Annotated in this window: 17 protein-coding genes; 6 read left to right on the top strand and 11 right to left on the bottom strand. The window is 58.9% G+C overall.

The features are described from left to right. Positions 1 to 139 precede the first annotated feature (139 nt). Entirely contained in the window at positions 140 to 550 is a 411-nt protein-coding gene (locus VEJ16_07905; GenBank protein ID HYB09579.1) for a ribbon-helix-helix domain-containing protein, read from the top strand. Between the two features lie 100 nt (positions 551 to 650). Next, entirely contained in the window at positions 651 to 845 is a 195-nt protein-coding gene (locus VEJ16_07900; protein ID HYB09578.1) for a hypothetical protein, read from the top strand. Positions 846 to 1,010: 165 nt separating this feature from the next. Here VEJ16_07900 and VEJ16_07895 read toward each other — a convergent pair whose 3' ends face one another. Then, complete coding sequence (locus VEJ16_07895; GenBank protein HYB09577.1) at positions 1,011 to 2,438, bottom strand: glycosyltransferase family 9 protein; 1,428 nt, start codon at positions 2,436 to 2,438, stop codon at positions 1,011 to 1,013. A gap of 402 nt (positions 2,439 to 2,840) precedes the next feature. On the opposite strand from VEJ16_07895, the gene VEJ16_07890 reads away from it, so the two are divergent. Then, the gene (locus VEJ16_07890; GenBank protein ID HYB09576.1) at positions 2,841 to 3,143 is read left to right on the top strand and encodes an HU family DNA-binding protein; all 303 of its coding nucleotides are present in this window, start codon (positions 2,841 to 2,843) and stop codon (positions 3,141 to 3,143) included. Between the two features lie 71 nt (positions 3,144 to 3,214). Here the strand turns inward: VEJ16_07890 and VEJ16_07885 are convergent, their stop codons facing one another. The 5 genes from VEJ16_07885 to VEJ16_07865 form a co-directional block, all read right to left on the bottom strand. Beyond that, positions 3,215 to 4,426, bottom strand: coding sequence for an amino acid ABC transporter permease (locus VEJ16_07885; GenBank protein HYB09575.1), 1,212 nt, complete (start codon positions 4,424 to 4,426; stop codon positions 3,215 to 3,217). A 13-nt stretch (positions 4,427 to 4,439) separates the two neighbouring features. Next, positions 4,440 to 5,555: an ABC transporter permease subunit gene (locus tag VEJ16_07880; GenBank protein HYB09574.1), complete on the bottom strand. Its 1,116-nt coding sequence runs from the start codon at positions 5,553 to 5,555 to the stop codon at positions 4,440 to 4,442. Between the two features lie 6 nt (positions 5,556 to 5,561). Next, positions 5,562 to 6,599, bottom strand: a complete 1,038-nt coding sequence (locus VEJ16_07875; GenBank protein ID HYB09573.1) for an amino acid ABC transporter substrate-binding protein — start codon at positions 6,597 to 6,599, stop codon at positions 5,562 to 5,564. Between the two features lie 68 nt (positions 6,600 to 6,667). Then, a complete protein-coding gene (locus tag VEJ16_07870; protein ID HYB09572.1) occupies positions 6,668 to 7,576 on the bottom strand; it encodes an aminotransferase class IV in 909 nt (302 codons plus the stop codon). Between the two features lie 330 nt (positions 7,577 to 7,906). Beyond that, the gene (locus VEJ16_07865) at positions 7,907 to 8,659 is read right to left on the bottom strand and encodes a cell wall hydrolase (GenBank protein HYB09571.1); all 753 of its coding nucleotides are present in this window, start codon (positions 8,657 to 8,659) and stop codon (positions 7,907 to 7,909) included. A gap of 291 nt (positions 8,660 to 8,950) precedes the next feature. Between VEJ16_07865 and VEJ16_07860 the strand changes: the two genes are divergently transcribed. Beyond that, on the top strand, positions 8,951 to 9,541 hold the full coding sequence (locus tag VEJ16_07860) for a hypothetical protein (protein ID HYB09570.1): 591 nt from the start codon (positions 8,951 to 8,953) through the stop codon (positions 9,539 to 9,541). Positions 9,542 to 9,549: 8 nt separating this feature from the next. On the opposite strand, the gene VEJ16_07855 is transcribed toward VEJ16_07860, so the two are convergent. Next, positions 9,550 to 11,142: an adenylate/guanylate cyclase domain-containing protein gene (locus VEJ16_07855; GenBank protein ID HYB09569.1), complete on the bottom strand. Its 1,593-nt coding sequence runs from the start codon at positions 11,140 to 11,142 to the stop codon at positions 9,550 to 9,552. 130 nt (positions 11,143 to 11,272) lie between these two features. Beyond that, complete coding sequence (locus VEJ16_07850) at positions 11,273 to 11,527, bottom strand: hypothetical protein (GenBank protein HYB09568.1); 255 nt, start codon at positions 11,525 to 11,527, stop codon at positions 11,273 to 11,275. A gap of 940 nt (positions 11,528 to 12,467) precedes the next feature. Here VEJ16_07850 and VEJ16_07845 point away from each other — a divergent pair. Further along, entirely contained in the window at positions 12,468 to 13,208 is a 741-nt protein-coding gene (locus VEJ16_07845; protein ID HYB09567.1) for a Crp/Fnr family transcriptional regulator, read from the top strand. 16 nt (positions 13,209 to 13,224) lie between these two features. On the opposite strand, the gene VEJ16_07840 is transcribed toward VEJ16_07845, so the two are convergent. Next, entirely contained in the window at positions 13,225 to 14,079 is an 855-nt protein-coding gene (locus VEJ16_07840) for a response regulator transcription factor (GenBank protein ID HYB09566.1), read from the bottom strand. Between the two features lie 1,275 nt (positions 14,080 to 15,354). Here VEJ16_07840 and VEJ16_07835 point away from each other — a divergent pair. Continuing rightward, a complete protein-coding gene (locus VEJ16_07835) occupies positions 15,355 to 16,077 on the top strand; it encodes a response regulator transcription factor (GenBank protein ID HYB09565.1) in 723 nt (240 codons plus the stop codon). 164 nt (positions 16,078 to 16,241) lie between these two features. On the opposite strand, the gene VEJ16_07830 is transcribed toward VEJ16_07835, so the two are convergent. Further along, on the bottom strand, positions 16,242 to 16,553 hold the full coding sequence (locus VEJ16_07830) for a helix-turn-helix transcriptional regulator (protein HYB09564.1): 312 nt from the start codon (positions 16,551 to 16,553) through the stop codon (positions 16,242 to 16,244). Positions 16,554 to 16,882: 329 nt separating this feature from the next. Continuing rightward, positions 16,883 to 17,530: a hypothetical protein gene (locus VEJ16_07825; GenBank protein HYB09563.1), complete on the bottom strand. Its 648-nt coding sequence runs from the start codon at positions 17,528 to 17,530 to the stop codon at positions 16,883 to 16,885. Between the last annotated feature and the right edge of the window lie 128 nt (positions 17,531 to 17,658).

Genomic DNA, 17,658 nt, shown 5'->3' with positions numbered 1-17,658 from the left:
GCCTGTGCGGGGACTTAATGCCATCGTATGACCCCGGTAGCACCACATGCTATGGCACTAAGTTATTGTAAACCCTCGTCCGTTTTTGGAGGCTCTCGGGGCGATCTGAAATACGCAACCCGTTCGAGGTCATACGGACATGGCGGCAAAGCATTCGGACTCCGGCTTGCAACCACGGGTCATATGGGTGAACGGCTTTCGAACGAGCGTCAGGCTCGAACCGGAGTTCTGGGAGGCACTTGAAGATATCGGCCTGAGGGAAACCCTGACGAGGACTCAACTCTTCTCCTTCATCGCGAACCGGCGTCCGGGAAGTCCGCTTTCGTCCGCGGTCAGGGTGTTCGTTGCGACCTATTACGGCGAACTGTCCGGCTTCTATCGATCGGTTTGGATGCCGAAGGTCGGGAACCGCGCCGCGCCAGAGGTGGGACTGGAGCACGCGAACCTGCCGCTGACGGGGAGGAGGTCGACTGCACGTCGAGCGACCGCATTAGGCGCTTCGCGGGCTGTCCCGACGCGCACGAAGGACAGGGAGATTTCCGAACACTGAAACGACCGAGCAAACATTCTGGGAAATAAGAATATGGAGACATGGGATGCCAAGACGCACGGCAAAAAGAGGGAAGAATGCACTGCGACATCGCGCTCGCATGGATGATCGGCAAGCCAAGCGGAAGATGATGACCGTGCTTCGAGAAATCGAGTCGCTCAGTACCGGTCTGGGGCGATTGAGGGAAATCGCCGACCGGCTCGATCTCCACGATTTGGGGAAACGAATCGATTGGGCGTCGGATTGCGCCGCAGAGACGATCACCCGAATGCGGCGTGGAATTGCAACGATGTGAATGTAGGGCAAGTTCGAGTGCGAGTGTATGCGTCAGACGACGAAGGATGATCGCAGCATCGGTTCCCGATTCGATTTACCCGACTGATCGACGTGGCAAGGAACATAGCGGGGGTGCACTCGGCCTTCCCCCTTTCGAGGGGGGGGCCGAGTGTATTTGAACCGGTCACACGTTCGTTCGCATGCCCGATTGCCGACCCGGTGGAACGGGAGGGGGCGCTCGGAATCGCCACGCGAGCGCCAAAAGTTCCAAGGCTGCCATGTCGAAGACGTGGTTCCAGTCGCCCCCGGCCCTCGGTCGAAAAAGGCGCAACGTCGGATACCAGGGGCTGTCGCTGCGATCCAACAACCATAGCCAATAGGCGGGCCGACCCAGGAGGACCCAAACGGGCTTGCCGAGAGCGGCCGCCAGATGGGCAACCGAACTGTCGGTCATGATGACGAGGTCGAGCTGAGCGACGGCGGCTGCGGTGTCCGCGAAATTGCCGATGAGTGGTGCTAGATCGACGATCGGTGCGCTTGACGGCAGCTCTGCGAGCTGCTTTTCCGGAGGGCCTTTCTGCAAGCTATAAAGCTGTACACCCGGTAAGGCGAAAGCTTCGAGAAAGCGTCCGAGAGTTTGGGCGCGGTCCTTGTTGTCCCTGAAATCGACGTTGCCGGACCAGACAATGCCCACCTTGAACCGCCCCCGACCCTTCTCTAGGGCGGGTCCGAATTTGGCCATGCGATCTCGCGGTGCTTCAAGATAGGGCACGGGGGGCAGCGCGCGCGGATCGTTGGCGAACAGGCCCGGCAGGCTGCATTGGTAAATATAATAATCGGCGGGCGGTAGCGGATCTTCGTACGGTATCAGCCGGTCGGCAATCTTCTGAAGCGCCATAAAATCGATCGACTCGCGCCTGCATTCGACGATCAATTCGCCGCCGAGCGACTTGGCATGGCGCAAATATCGCGACGCCCAAATCCCGTCGCCCAATCCCTGCTCCGAGAGAACGAGCAGGCGCTTGCCGGGATAAGGCGCACCTGTCCATCGTTGCCCGGGCAATGTCCGCGGGGGAACGTGGCCCGCCGCGAATCGGGCTTCGTAATCCGACCAACCTTGGCGGTAGTCGCCGAGAACGAGATGACCCATGGCGCGGTCCCACCGCGCCAAATGAAATTGCGGGTCCAGATCGAGGGCGCGGCTCTGCGCCAAAATCGCTTCGCGATGACTTCCCCCCCTCGCAAGCGCGATGCCGAGGTTGTGGTAGATGCGCGCATCCGCCGGCGACAGAGCGCTTGCACGCCGATGAAATTCGGCGGCGATCAAGAACTGTTTGAAAAACACCGTCGTCCGGCCGAAATTCGTCCAGTTATTGGCCGCTTCCGGATTTCGCTCCACACCCTGCCGAAAGCACAAGATCGCCTCGAGCCGTCGGTCCAGACTTGCCAGCGCTACGCCACGGGCATTCAATAGTTCGTTGTTTGCCGGGTCCACATCGAGCGCTCGCGCAAGCATGGTCTCGGCCTCGGCGAACCGCTTTGCGTCGAACATTTGGATTGCATGACGCAGCGCCTCCCCCGATTTCGACAAAGGAGCACTGCCGCCCGCCATGCTCGACTCAGCATTCGAACTCGTCTCTACCGTCATTGCTGGGAAGTTTGCCTCGAATTACGTGACCTCGATTCGCACAATCGCGATGATGCCGTCCTCCCGGCCATTTTTGCAAGACCCGCAGCATCCTGATCCGACTCCGCCGTCGCCATATCCGATGCCCGCCCCTCACGCGCCTTCACGGCCGAGTCGCCGCCACGGCTATGGCTCATTCCGCATAAAGATGCGAGAAGGCCGGAAAAATGGGCTCTAACCCCCCAAATTCGTCGAATTGCATTTGTGGCCCCCCGTCCGGCGCAATAAAATAGGCCGTAGAACCGGCCCTTCCTTGCGTCCAAGGGGCAATTGTGTTTTCCTGCCGCCGCCATCCAAACGGGGCATTAGAAATCAAGGAGAACGAGAATGGCGACAAAGACAACCAGCAAGTCCGCCGTTGTAACATTGAAGCATCTTGCGGCGGCGTTAGCCGACAAGCACGAGATTTCCAAGAAGCAATCGACGGAATTGTTGGTCGATCTCGTTGACCTTCTCTCCAAGCACTTGAAGAAGGGAGAGAAGGTTCGCATTGCGGGATTCGGTGTGCTGCAGGTGCGCAAGCGCCCTGCGCGAATGGGCCGTAATCCTGCGACGGGGGAGCAGATCAAAATCAAGGCAAGCAAAAAAGTCGCCTTTCGCGCGGCCAAGGAACTCAAGGAATCGGTTTGATCGGCCCCTCGCGGCTGCTGGCGCGCAATCGCGCCAGCAGTCCGAGAGATTGCGTGGATTTCAGGCCATCGTCAGCCCTTGTGCCGGCTGAGGCGACGTTCGAAACGCCTGCCGTAACTCGACATCGCAAAACAGCACACAAAAAAGACGACAGCCGAGAAAACGAAGCCTTCCTTCGCGAAACCTAACCATGCCGGGTCCTTCAGCGCCTGGCTTACCGCACCGAGTAGATCGAACAAGCCCACGATCGTCACGAGCGTGGTGTCCTTGAACAAATCAACGATGTTGTTGACGAGCCCTGGCGTGACATAGCGCAGCGCCTGGGGCAGCGTGACGAAGACCTGCACCTGCCGCCAGCTCAACCCGATCGAGTAAGCCGCTTCCTCTTGCCCGACGGGAACGCCCTGGAGGCCGCCGCGCACCGTCTCTGCCATGTAGGCGGAGTTGAAGAGAACAAGCGCCACCATTGCGCGGATGAGACGGTCGATGTTGACACCCTCCGGCAGAAAGAGCGGCACCATGACCGCCGACATGAAGAGTGCGGTCAAAAGTGGCACGCCGCGCCACAGCTCGATGAAGCCGATGGACATGAGGCGAACGATCGGAAGCTGGGACCGGCGGCCAAGCGCGAGCACGATGCCGAAGGGCAGCGCGCCTGCCACCGTCACGAACGAGATCAAAACGTCGAGCATCAACCCGCCCCAAGAGTTGGTGTCGACGTAGGTCAGGCCGAATATCCCACCGACCAGGAGCACGCCCGCCAGTATCGGAAACACGGCGAGCAGGAGAAGGAGCCAAACCCCCCGGTTTTTGGTTTTCTCCCGCACGACCGGATAACCGAATGCAATCATCAGGAGGCCCGCGAGGTTGACCCGCCAAATCTCATCGGCTGGGTAGCGACCATAGAAGAACGTCGGCAGTCTCACCTTGATGAAGGTCCAGCAGGCCCCGTCGCCAACACAGGCGGATTTCGCGACTCCCGAAATGGTCGCATCGATAAACGCCCAGCGTATGAAGGGCGGCACGACGAGGGCCAGCAGGCCGACCATGGCGACCGTCAGGGCCGCATTTGTGTATGAGCTGAAGAGATTGCGCCGGAGCCAGTCGAAGATGTGATAGAGGATGCCGCGCCTGCGCACACCCCCATCGAACGTGCCGCGAAAAGTCGGCACCGACGATTTCGGGGCGACCCCCGTGCCGGATGATGCGTCAGTCGTCACAACCGGCTCAATGTCTGCCGCCGCTGCGCGGCGGTGCGGAATGACGAGACGTGCTGCAAGCAAGGCATCTGCATGGTCAATTCTCGATCAATGCGACGCGGCGGTTGTACCAATTCATGAACGCGGACGTGATCAGGTTGATCGAGAGGAAGAGGACCATAACGATGATGATCGTCTCGATCTCCTTACTTGCCTGCTGCATCACGGTCCCTGCGAAAATCTGGAATATTTCTGGATAGGCTACCGCTTCGCCGAGCGTGGTGCTTTTGATCAGGTTGAGGTACTGGCTCGTCATCTGCGGGACCATGATGCGAAGCGCTTGCGGCAGAATGACGAGGAAGAGGCGTTGACGCGGCTTGAGGCCGAGGCTAAGTGCCGCCTCGGATTGGCCTTTCGGGATGGCTTCAATGGAGCCGCGTACGATCTCCGCGATGAAGGCGGAAGAATAAATCGAAAGGCCCGCCCAAAGGGCCACGAGCTCGGGCGGCACTTGGATCCCGCCCACGATGTTGAAGCCCTGAAGCGTTGGCCAGCTGATATGGTCGACGCCGAAGGCAAAGAGGGCTATCGCAACCGGCACCAACAAAAGCGCTTTTCCCCTGAGGTGCGCCCCCCCGATCTTGATGCGCCATGCGAAGGGGATCGCGAGAATGGCGAGAAGTGCGAGCCAGGAAAAAATCTGGCTGTCCTCCCCCATGCTCGCGGCCGGCAGATAGAACCCGCGAATATTGAGAAGCATGCCCGCCGGCAGCACGATGCTTTGACGTGGCGGGGGCAACGACTGGAGCACGGCCAGATACCAGAAAACGATCTGGATGAGTTGCGGCGTATTGCGCACGAAGTCGACATAAGCGAGGGCCACGTTACGCGCGAGCCAATTGACCGACAGGCGCATGATGCCAACGAGGAGGCCGAGCAACGTTGCGGTCACGACCCCCATCGACGCGACGAGAAGGGTATTGAGCGCGGATACAAAGAGGGCGCGGCCGTAAGTATCCTCCTCGCTCCACGAGACGAGGCGGAACGGAATGTCGAAATTCGAGCGATTGAAAAGGAAACCGAACCCGAACGTAAGATCGCGGCGGGCGAGATTGTAGGTTGCGATATGGACAAGGATCCAGGCGACCGCCACCGTCACGATCAGCAGAACCCATTGTCCTGCGTAGGCGCGCGGTGACGGTCGCCTGACCACGTGGGCTTAGTGCCAGGTCGGGAGGGTCTGCAGCCCACCCTTGTTATAGAGGTTGTTCATGCCGCGAGGCAGGCCCAAGCCCTCCGGGCCGAACGTCGCGTCGTACAATTCGCCGTAATTGCCGACATCCTTGATGATGCGGACCGCCCATTCGTTGTCGACGCCGAGCAGCTTGCCGAAATCGCCTTCGACGCCGACCATGCGACGCACGTCAGGATCGTTGCCCGGATTGGCTTTCTTTTCGCCGATGTTGGTCTTGTTGATGCCCATCTCCTCAGCCTTCAACATGACGTAGTGCACCCACCGGACGAGCCGGGTCCAGTCCTCGTCGCCAGCGCGTGTGAATGACCCAAGGGGTTGAAGTCCTCCGATCGTCTCGGGCAGGAATACCCAATCGTCAGGCTTCTTCATCGTCGAGCGCGCCGCCGCGACCGACCCGCCGTCATCCGTGTATCCATCGCACCGCCCGGCATCGGCGGCGGCGAAGGCCTCCTCCGGCTTCTCGAACAATAGCGTGTTGATCTTGATGTTATTGGCGCGGTTGTAGTCGGCGATATTTGTCTCGAGCGTGGTGCCCGTCAGCAAGCAGATCGTGGCCCCATTGAGTTCCTTCACCGATTTAACACCCAGGCTCTTCTTCACCATGAAGGTCTGCCCGGTGAAGAAGTTGACCGCGACTTCGCGCAGGTTCATGGCCGTGTCCCGGGTGAAGCTGAATTCGGAGTCACGAATCAGCACGTCGATCTCGCCCGAGGCGAGCACGGAGAAGCGGACCTTGGACGTCGTGCCGATGAACTTGACCTTGGTCGGCGAACCCAGCAGCGCGTCGGCAATGGCCCGGCAATAGCCGACGTCGAGCCCCTGCCACTCACCCTTGGCATCCTGGTAGGCGTAACCTGGAATACCGGTGTCGATACCGCAGACGAGTTCGCCGCGTTTTTTGATCGCGTCCATCGTCGGGCTCTTGATTTCCTCCGCGCGGCTCGTGCCGGCGAAGCCGATCATGCTGGCCGCGACGGCGCAGCATGCAGATACTCTGAGCATTTGTCGTATCATCACTCACTCCCTGTTTTGAGGTTTTACAACCTTGCCGCACTTCCATTTCGTCAACTTCAGCTGTGATATTCGATGGGTGTGGCGTGCCATCCCCTTGCCCGCTTCGCCCAAAATAGCTCGCGCAGGCGGGCCGATATCGGACCCGGGCGATCGTTGCCCAGTATCCGCCCATCGATTCGCGAGGCGGGCATAATCCCGCCCGCGGTCGTCGCGAGGAAGATCTCATCCGCATCCCTGAGTTCCGCCGCCTTTACGGGTTTCACGCTGCAAGGAATGCCGAGTTCGTCGCAGATTTCGAGAACCGACATCCGCGTGATTCCTTCCAGGGCGCCACGGTCCGGTGTCGCCACTGCACCATCGCTTACCGCGAAGACGTTGAAACCAGGGCCTTCGGTGACGAAGCCGTCGCGATCGAGCAGGACGCAGGTATCGGCCTTGCGGTCATAGGCCTCGAACAGTCCGCGAGTGAGATCGCCCCAATGGAAGTTTTTCACCTTGGGATCGACCGATTCGTCGGGAATGCGCGGTGTTTGGGCGATTATCAAATGTGCGCCCCGCTCTTGCACTTCCGGCGACACGACCCAGACCCACGGAATCGTGAAGGCGACAAGGTAATTCTGGCAATTCATAGGGTGGCGGGGTAGGTCCGGTTTCGGACGGCCGCGCAGGCAGTCCATGCCCACATACGCCTCACGCAAGCCGGTGCGTTGGACACATTCGGTCAATATCCGCCGAATATCGTCGTCCGACTCAGGGGGGGCCAGGCGCAGTGCCCGCATCGAATTGCGGAACCGCCGGATATGATCGTCCAGCCGAAAGAACGACCCACCCCATACGCCGACCACGTCGTAAGTGACGTCGGAACGGCGATAGCCGAAATCCAAGATCGGAATAGCCGCTTCCGCGATCGGCATATAGCGGCCATCGATATAGGCAATACCTTCCGACGAAAGATCCTTCGACATTTGCCGCACCCCTCCCTGTGCCGAGGGTCACATTCGTTATTGCGGCCAAGCATAACAGAATATCGGGTTGGGCAAATGATTAAGAATGCAAGTCGCCGGGGAACTAGACCATGCAGCCTGCGCTTCGAGACGGGATCTTGCCGCGCTCCCGCAGCAACGACCTTGGGCGAGGCCCGAGGTCTTCTATCCTGGAATGGCACTCGGAGGGCGGACGACCACTCGCGCCGCCAGGCACGCCCCGCGTTGATGCGGGGAGGGCGGAATTAGTTTGAGCCTGCCTGCGGGGCGAACATCACCTAGCGCTCGAGGGAGACGATAAGCCTTGATGGCTCAGCCGTGCCCTTCGTTGGTGCGGAATTCCCGTGCCGACGGAAGGGGGCTGTCGCTGTCCGAGTTCTTGGGCGCGGTAAAGGCGGCGATTTGCTCGCTCTTGTCCTGCCGGTCGACGGGAGCGGGCTGTGCCGCCAGCTGTACGGCGGGCTTGCGCGATGCCGCGTTGGGCTTCGCCGTCCGAGCGACCCTCGTATAGCTTGCGGGGACGGTCGTGTAGCTTGCATGTGCGGTGCCCGGTGCGGGGCGGACATAGAACTTATGATGGCCCAGCTGCCAAATGAATTCTTTGTCGGCGACCCACCAGGGATGGATCGACGTCGCGTGAAAATCAACTGCACCCTTGGTCGGGTCTTCCGTTAAACCCGTAAGCGCCATTTGCGAGATCAACATCGCCAGATGCCAAGCCTGTTCCTCGTGGACGTCGCTAAAATTGTTTGAACGATCGGATGTCCAGGAAAAGGCGCCGCTCTGATAGACAACCTTGCAGACCGTCTTCGGGAAGTGGGCGTCCCTTAGGCGGTTCAAAGTCACATGGGCCACGGCAAGCTGGCCCTCGGGCTCTTCGCCACGAGCCTCGAAATAGACGTTCATCGCCAGGCAGCGCAGCTCTTGCTGGTCGAGCCCAGCCAATTTGCCCGAAAATGTATGGGTAAGTTGATAGGCGGGTGCTTGATAGGAAACCGCTTCGTGCGCTGGTCCCGATACGAGCAATGCAAATCCGACGGTTACGCCCGCAAGTATCCGCTGCATCGCCTGGCTCCCCCAATTGTTGTTTGTCCCGACCTGGCTTTGGCGAAGCAAGTTTAGCGATTACTGGAGACCTCGCAAGAACTATAAAAATTATTTCTTAATCAATTATTAACCCTTTATTAACTATGCTTGTGATTCAACAGTTATTAACACTGCCGATTCTTGATACGGTTCCGCTCGACAGAAATGCCAAAAATTCGAACCTTCGCCACGGTTCCGTGCGCGAAATTCATGAGAACCGGGCCGCCACGCGCTATCTTGTCGCAAAGGCTTGGCAAGCGGGGAAAGGATATGCGCGGCCGGGAGCGTAACAGGCGCGCAGGTTTTGGGCTTACGGCGATCGCGATGACATCGATCGGATTGATCGTCGCGTGGGATGCATATGCGCAACAGAGCATTTCGGCCGGCAGTTGGACGGGCGGGACGCGGTACAGCGAAACCGGCACGTTCGACTATTGCTATATCTCGTCGAACACCCCAAGTGGCCGCTCCATAACCTTCGTCGTGTCGGCGACAAATGCATGGCTGTTGTTTTTCAGTGATCCCGATTGGCGGCTCAACAAGGACGACAACTTCGATTCAACATTGTCGATCGACAATGTGCCACTCACAAATGGAAAGGTGCTCGCGATAACGGACAACCAGGTTGGAACCGGAATACCGAACGAGGCGATCGTGTTCGATAGACTCCGAAGCGGTCATGTGGTCACGCTTGCGCTGCCTTGGGGCACGTTCAAGTTTAGCCTGAACGGCTCCACGAAGGCGCTCAAAGCAGCCGATGAATGTCGGACCAAGCACGCGGCACCGGTGTCGCTCAATACCGAACACGAGTTGGCCGCGACATTGACGGCGTCCGTCGCGGCAAATCGGAGGGGGACGTAGGGGCACGACTAAGGCGAACTCGCGCGCGCATGCCCCGGTGCGGGTCGGTCGGCCAAGCTGGACAAGGCATCTTGCAACACCATGCGGATGCGCTCGGCTTCGCGCTCGTCGATGGCGTGCGGATCGAGATAAAAATCCAGACCGGCCGAATGCTCGCTAAACACCCGGACTGTTTGGCCGGTCCGATCCAACATACCTTCGACGATGTAGGGAACGACCTCACGGCCGATGCCCTTCATCGTCAGTGCGGGCAAGGGATGGGCAACGACGATTTCCCGTACGAGCGCATAGGTCTCGTAGCTCATGACGATCTGGCCGGGTTCGGCGATCGATTGCAGGCGTGCCGCCAAGTTGGCTTCGGATCCGTGGATGGTATAATCCATCCGGTCGGCACTGCCGAAATTCCCAACATTGCAGAAGCCCGTGCTGATACCCATTCGAACGCGGAACGGTTGCTCCACACCGCGGTCGCGCCAATCCGAATTCAGCTTGGCGAGACGGCGCTGCATTTCAACGGCCATTCGAAGGCACGACCTCGCATCCTCCTGCGTTCCACGAGTATCGGGATCGCCAAAGAAGATCACGATCGCGTCGCCTATGAATTTGTCGATTGTTCCGCCATGCTTGATGGCGATGACAGACATCTCCGTAAAGTACTCATTTAGCATTCGCGTCGATTCTTCGGGCTGCAAGCGCTCGGTCGCCGCCGTGAAATCCTTGATATCCGAAAAAAAGATCGTGAGTTTCTTGCGTTCAGTGTGAATCGTGACGTCTGCTTCGCCGCTGAAGATCCTTCGATAGATTTGCGGTGAGAGATAGCGCGAAATCTTTGTTGAAATCGACGTCAAGAAATCGTTCGCCGCGGCGAGCTCGTTGTTGATCCGCTCGATGACGGCGGCCTGCCGCGACTGATTGAAGATGAACCCGAACCCGATTGCGGCAGCGGCAACGAAGTAAATCAGGAGATATTTGAAGGAAAAGATGTTCGCAGCGATCGGCTGGGTGATCACTATCTCCTGAATCCCGCGGACATCGCCGATTTTCCAATCGCGCTTCGGGCTGGCGGGGTGGGAGTTGTGGCAGTCGACACAGGTGCTGCCCATGATGATGGGTGCGACGACCCGGACGCGGTCGCTCAATCCCGAGGCCGATACATCGTACAGCAACTGTTCCGAATCAGCGCGAAGGGTGGCAAGCGCATCGCGCTCGAACGCGTCCATCTCATGCGGCGCTCGGCCTTCGAAAGGATAGTCGGATATGAATCTGTACGTTACATTCGATTGCTGCGCCTTGACCACATCGCCGAGTTCGAGCGATAGCGTTGCAGGAATGGGGATGGCGCCCGGAATAGCCTCATAGTTGTGCACGACCCGAACGCCGCCGGGTGCTGTGAGAACCCGGCTGACAACGTTGTTCGCGTAGTAACTTCGCACACTCGTGATGATCGAATTCAAGTCGCGGGCTTGGCGCTGCAGCGATGCCTCGGAAAGATCGCGCAGATCGAGCCACACGGCGATCGGCAATCCCAACAGCAGGCCGAGGACAAGCCATATGGGCACAAGCTTGCGCAATCGCCCGCGCGCCGTGCGAGGAGCGTTCATGGCCATCTTCCCCCATTCGACATGGATCGAAGCCCCGCCGGTTCGGAGAAAGGCCAGGATACCGGCCGCTTCGGGCGCCAGCAATCACCCCGGCCAGCATCCGCGGGGCGAGATCAGGGGGTCAGAGGGCTTACGGCTTGCCAGTTCGAAGCGCGTCGAACTTCGACAAGAATGACCGTCTTATCGCCTGCACATCCGCAGTCCGGAAGTATCTTGGATTGAGCAGTGCCCGTTCGGAAATCAGGATACTTGTCGTGGGCTCGCTCGTGTTGCGCAGGCGGAAGTGCCGAATACCCTCTCGGTCATTCACGAGTTCAGATGCTTCCCAGACGAGCGGCGGGCCGCTCACCTTGACGAAGCGCTGCCCCAATTCGATTGCGTCCATTGCCCCTCCTCCACGTCCTCAAGCTTGGCGACTTCCCCGGCGTGTCGAGCGGCCAGTGTCGCATTGCGTCCAACATGCATTCGAGCACGTTGCGCGCGTAAAATCAGGTCACATCTGTATTGACGGAAGGGGTAATCCCAAAGGATTTCCGAATCTGCCGCTCAATGTGGTGTGGCTTCCCAGGCTATCGAGAACTTTCCTTTCGGATCCACACAAAAAAGCCCACCAACGGATCCAGGGGTTGGGTGCTGGGGGGCAGCCAGACAGCCTATAGGACCCTGTATGGCGCGATTGCGATCCGCGCCCCGGGGGAAGGTTATGCCCCATCGTGGGCGCACGGAGGGGCGAATTAGGGATAGCGGTGCACTCCATCATTCGCACCAACGCCAGCGCTACAGTTTCCGGCATTTTGGGGCAGCCCTCAAAATTCCTGCAACCTGTGAAACGGTTCATAGGGTCTTGCCGCCCAACTGGCCTACCTAGTACGCGCCCCCGATCGTCTTCCAGCTGCCTTAGGGCGGCGGTTTGGGTCAGGGGGGCACAGCAACCGAAAGGGACCGCGATGGACGGCGGAAATTGCAGCTTGCTCAACTGGATCGAGGAACGAGAGGCGCGGCACGCTGGCGAACGGGCCTACTTCGCGCGATCTGAATTGGCACTGGAGTCGCCGGATCGCCCGTCGAAGGTCGCACGCTTGGAAGCCCTCGTTTCCGGATGCCCGGCACAGGAGCGCGCGACGTCGGTCGAGGCCATCTCACCGAATGCGCGAGTCCGCTGGACGCGACACATGGGGTGGCTCGTGCGACTCGTTTTGTGAACGCGCATTTGCAACCGTACCGAGCCGATTGCCCTTTTGCGGGCGACGGGATCGTGTGAGGACATACGCCATTTGGCTGCAAACGCGGTTTGTTGGCTCTGTTTAAGACCGGAGATTCAGCGTATGAATACGATCGCAGAACTGCCCCGAACGGTAGAGCCGATGGCGATTCAGACGCCGAGTCATGCCGAAAAACGCAAACTCCTCGAGCGACATTTCCTATTCGGCCGCTTGAAGGCCGAGGAGCTCGACAACCTGCTCACTTATACGCACGTTCAGCACTTCGCGGCCCGGGAGGAGATTTTCGCCAAAGGTTCACCGGGCGATCGGATGATGGCTGTCATGCGTGGGCGGGTGAAGATCAGCTCGCTTTCGTCCGAGGGCCGGGAAATCGTGCTCAACATCATCAGCGAGGGAGAGATATTTGGCGAGATAGCACTGATCGACGGCAAAGACCGCACGGCCGATGCGGTCGCGATGACGGAGTGCGACCTGCTCGTCCTCCACCGTCGGGACTTTCTGCCATTCCTCGAGCGGCACGCGGACGTATGCCTGCATTTGCTGGGCATTCTATGCGAGCGGCTACGACGGACGAGCGAGCAACTCGAGGACATCTCCTTCCGCCATTTGCAATCTCGCCTCGCAAAGGTATTGCTGCGGCTTGCGCAAAATGCCCCCCCGGACTCCGAGGGCGGCCTTCACGTCGATCTCGGATTGTCTCAACGAGAGTTGGGCACAATTGTCGGGGGCACCCGAGAGAGCATCAACAAACACCTCCAGGCGCTCAATCGAAGCGGGATCATCGAACTCGAAAAGGGTGCTATTCTCATTCGCGACGTTGCAGCGCTCGAGCGGATCGCATAGCGCGATTTTCTGAACCTCAGGCCACGTTGGGGAGCGGAGATCCGGTCGCCTTGCGCTGATCATCCAGGTTCAGCTTGACCAAATTTCGGCTCGCCGGTGCTGCTCCCAGCGCGGTCGAGGCTGAGCCCACGCCGCCCGCCGGCGGCCGGCTCGAGACAGTCTCACTCGACGCGATGCCATTGTGAACGGCCCATATTGCCGCTTGCGTTCGGTTGGTGACGTTAAGCTTCTTAAGGAGAAGTTTCACATGGACCTTTACCGTCGCTTCCGATATTTGAAGCTCACGTGAGATCATCTTGTTCGAACATCCGTTGATCAAGCAAAGGAGAATTTGCTTTTCCCGCAACGAAAGTGGCGCCTGCGGCGCTGGCTCGGGGGAACGGGGTGCGCGCAACTTTTGGTCGAGGCACGCGACAGCGACGGCTGCCGGATAGATCGGAGCACCGAGCAATATCAGATCAAGCGATTGCTTGAGTACTCTTGGCTTTATATCGGTTAACACATATCCGTCTATCCCGATCTTCAGGGACTCGAGCACGCTCACGGGGTCGATTTTCGGATCGCTGTAGCAGACGAGGCGGCTGCGTGAGAACGTTCGCCGTAGCGAGGCAAGGTCAGCCAGATTGGCGCTATTGCCTGGGTGAATGCCGAACAGAATGAGATCCGGTACCGTCATTGAGTCGACACAACCGAGCGCCGACGCGATTCCGTCGGCCTCGATGACGAGCTCATATCCGAGTTCGCGGAGTAGAAGTTTCATTCCTTCGCGGAATAGATCGTAGCCGTCAACCAGCAAGATACTGGGCTCTAGGGAGTTCTCGATTGAGACCGGAGTGGCCGCGCGGGCGCTATGCGTAGTCTGCTCGTCCATTGCTATCTCCTGACGCGATTTTTGTTCGTGCCACGACCACAAACGATGCACCGCTTGTGCATTTGCACATACGACCGTCACACAGCATCAACCGCCTCGCTTGGCGACGGGTGCTACGGACTCACCCAGGAACGGCGCATCGTGCGTTAACAAATTTCAGCAAAGGACGTACAAATACTTACTCTCGCTGTTCCCGCTCAGGTGCTTTTCAACGCGAGTTTTCGGGAAAAGCTTCCCAGCCTTTGCTCCGTATATCGCTCGAATCGCCCCAAAGAATATCACGCATAGGTGTAGGATATGTGGCTCTTTGCGCCCGGCGAAAGCGAGCGATTTTTTTGGGGCAAAATTTCATTTTATCTGGCAAATGGCTTTCGTAAATGTCGACTGACGCGCGATTTTTTTCAGCATCCATTCGATGGCAATGCGGTGCACATAAACGCTACGGTCTGCGATGGATCGCATGTGCCGAAAGCGCGCCTCGGTCGCGTCGAGCTTAAGAATCGATATCGGCGACGTGGATATCACCGAAATGATGGGCGCCCTCGCGAATCGATCGTCGAAGGTGCTGATTGAAGCGCGCTTTCAAACTAGATCTGCGCGTTGCGGATCGTGGAGGGTACGGGGGAAAAGCAAGCCCCGCCGGGAAGAAGGATCCGGCGGGGCTTTCCCCTTTGGTTGCCGATGGGAGCGGCAGCTTAGGGGCGGCCTGGGCTGGCCAGCATTATCTCTAAACCTCGAAATATTGCGGCAAGATTAACGAACGAGAACGTTCTACCTTTCATTTGTCCTGGGACGGCCGATCCCTCGAGACCGGCCCTTCGCCCCTTTCTGGGGAAAGCTCCTTCGCCGCCCCCCGGCTTTGTTTCCGTTTGCCTAGCCCTTCTGATGTACCCAACAGATTCGCCATCCTTTCAAAGAGATAGCAGATATCGTCGTACGGTCCAGCCGAAGGCCGAATATCGGGGACGCGCTTGGTCATCAGAGCTCCACCCGGCGAATGTGATTATTTGCACTTACATTGGCCTAGGCTCGAGCATGGGTCAGTGACAGGCGTCACAGAGTCGATACACATTGGTCAGCTATGCAAGGGTGGTTGGTCTGTATTGCAATTCCCGCATTTTATGATGGCATGTCTTTTGCCGGTAGCCTCCTTAGACTGTGGATTATGGGTCAGCCTGGCATGGATCGGCGGCCGATTTCGCAATTTGCCACCGATGGTGCTATGCAATTTGCGAGCGCGACGCCATGAATCCCGCCAGGTAGGGGGACGATGGTATGAGGAATGAAGCCGATCCCGATGGGGGTGTTAAGGCGCTAGTGGTTGCACTGCCGGCCGCGGTCCGGACCGTGCTTATCGACACCAATCAGCTTTTTCGCGAGGGCATCAAGCTAATCCTCGGCAAGCTCGGCTACGAAATGGTTGCGGAAGCGCCCGACGTCGAAAGCTTCGCCGAAAAGATCGGCACCAATGCCGCGCCGGATCTTATTTTGCTGCGGCTTGGCGCGATCACCGACGAGTCGAGCGCGATCGTCATGCTACGCTCGGCCTGCCCGAGAGCAAAGATCGTCGCCTACGCCGATGCCGACATCTGTCCGTCCCGGCTTATGCGATCGTTCGAGACAGGATTGGATGGATACGTACTTCCAGATGCATCGGCTGCGGTATTGGACCAATCCCTCCAGCTCGTAATGCTCGGTGAAAAGGTATTTCCGGCTGAATGCGCGATCGAATGGCTGACGAGCGGTGACAACCTCACGGCAATCGAGAACCCGCGGCCCGAAGAGCTTTCACAACGAGACGTTGAGGTTCTTCGATTTCTCGCGGGCGGATTTCCCAACAAGGAAATCGCGCGGGCACTCAACGTGGCGGAAGGAACCGTAAAGGGTCACCTCAAAATCCTGTTGCGAAAAATAGGGGCCGGAAATCGAACTCAAGCTGCAATTTGGGCGATCAATCATGGCTTGAAGTACGAGACAAGAATGCGAGGGTCGGCTTGAGGTGCGGCTCCGGCGAAGGAGTTTTCGACAGCGCCGGCAGCAGCTGCGTGATTTGGTCCGCAAGGCGACATGAAACATCCGCACCTCGATCGGTAGATCGGATGCGCCGCGCGTGATGTCGCAAATCGTCTCGCGCGTGCCTCGGCGGCCTATACCTCGTTCGCCTATTTGCCGCGCGCGGTCGCGAAGATGAGATTCGCGAGCGCTTTGCGCGCCGCCGAATCGCGAATGCGCGAGACCGCGCGAACAAGTTCCAACGTCTCGCGCTTGAACATCGGGTCCTTCTTCTCGACGCCCAGTTCGCGTTCCGCCGACTGCTTGGCACCCAGCCCCTCAAAGAAGAATGCGACGGGCACACCGACGATCTGCCCGAACTGATAAAGCTTGCTTGCACTGATTCGGTTGGTGCCGCGCTCGTATTTCTGGACCTGCTGGAACGTCAGCCCTACTGCCTCCGCGAGAGTCGACTGGCTCATCCCCAACATCGTACGACGTGTGCGAAGGCGCGACCCCACATGCCGATCGACCCGGCGATTGTCCTCACTTCGACGATTGCCCCCCTTTGGCATTTCGATGCTCCTCGATCTTTCGTTTCGTTCAGTCGGGGAATGTTGCCGGATTTCTCGCGCAGGCGGCATGGGAATGGAGTGGTACCACTAATGCGCGACTACATCCCCGATGGACACCTTTGAGCGGTCGGAAGGTTCGCCGCGACGGTGCACACGGGCATTCATGCGCTGCTACCCTTTCGGGGTAGACATATTTGTAGAGTGTGACGCGCTAATCTCGGAGAGTGGATGCCGCGTTAGGTGACTGACGCCCCGCTCCGAGAACCCGAATCGAAATCGCGGCGCACGATTCGCCTTCTTGCAAACGAGACGCACACCGCTGCGACGGCGAGCCCTGTCGTGAAGAATGCGAAATCGTCGTATCTTCCAAAGACGCCGTCGACGTCGCCGCAATTCCAGGGTGGGGGGCAAAGTAGACCCGCCGCATCTGCCACGAAGGCCATCAGGGTTCGCAGCGATACCAACAAAATTGTGACGGCCAACAAGGCGATCGGGATGGGAACGCTCCAGTACGATGCTCGGCGCGATCCGATTCTGTGACTAATCGATAGTGCTACGAATGCCAACACTCCGCTCGCAAGGGCGGTCGCTGTGAAGGTAAGTGCGACCAAGTTCGGCTCGCCAAGCTCGAACCACAAAAGAACCTTGACCGCCACGCCTATCAAAATGGGCTTGACGGACGTTGCGAGGCCGCTCTGCTCGCCGTGTTCGATAACGTCGCGCATGAGGAACGCGCACGGCACGAGCAGCACGCACACTCCACACATCCGCGCCCGCGGCATGCGCCAAATCAGAAGCAGCAAGCGCATGGGCCAGTGTCGCGCGCGTATCACCATCTCGAGCCCGTCGCACGTCTTTGAAGTTGCGATATGCTGGACGGCCATCGTCTCGCCGCTCGGGTCTTCAGCCTGTGCGGCGGCTGCGCAGGATCGGGAGCTTCGCACAGGGGCCGTGAGCTGCTATCGGTTAGGACCGTTGCCTGGCTGTACCAGCGTTGGCCGGTGAACCTGCC

It is taken from the genome of Alphaproteobacteria bacterium, from assembly GCA_035625915.1.
GTDB lineage: Bacteria > Pseudomonadota > Alphaproteobacteria > JACZXZ01 > JACZXZ01 > DATDHA01.
Note: the sequence above shows the minus strand (reverse complement) of the source record. Positions and strands in the feature narration are given on the sequence as shown.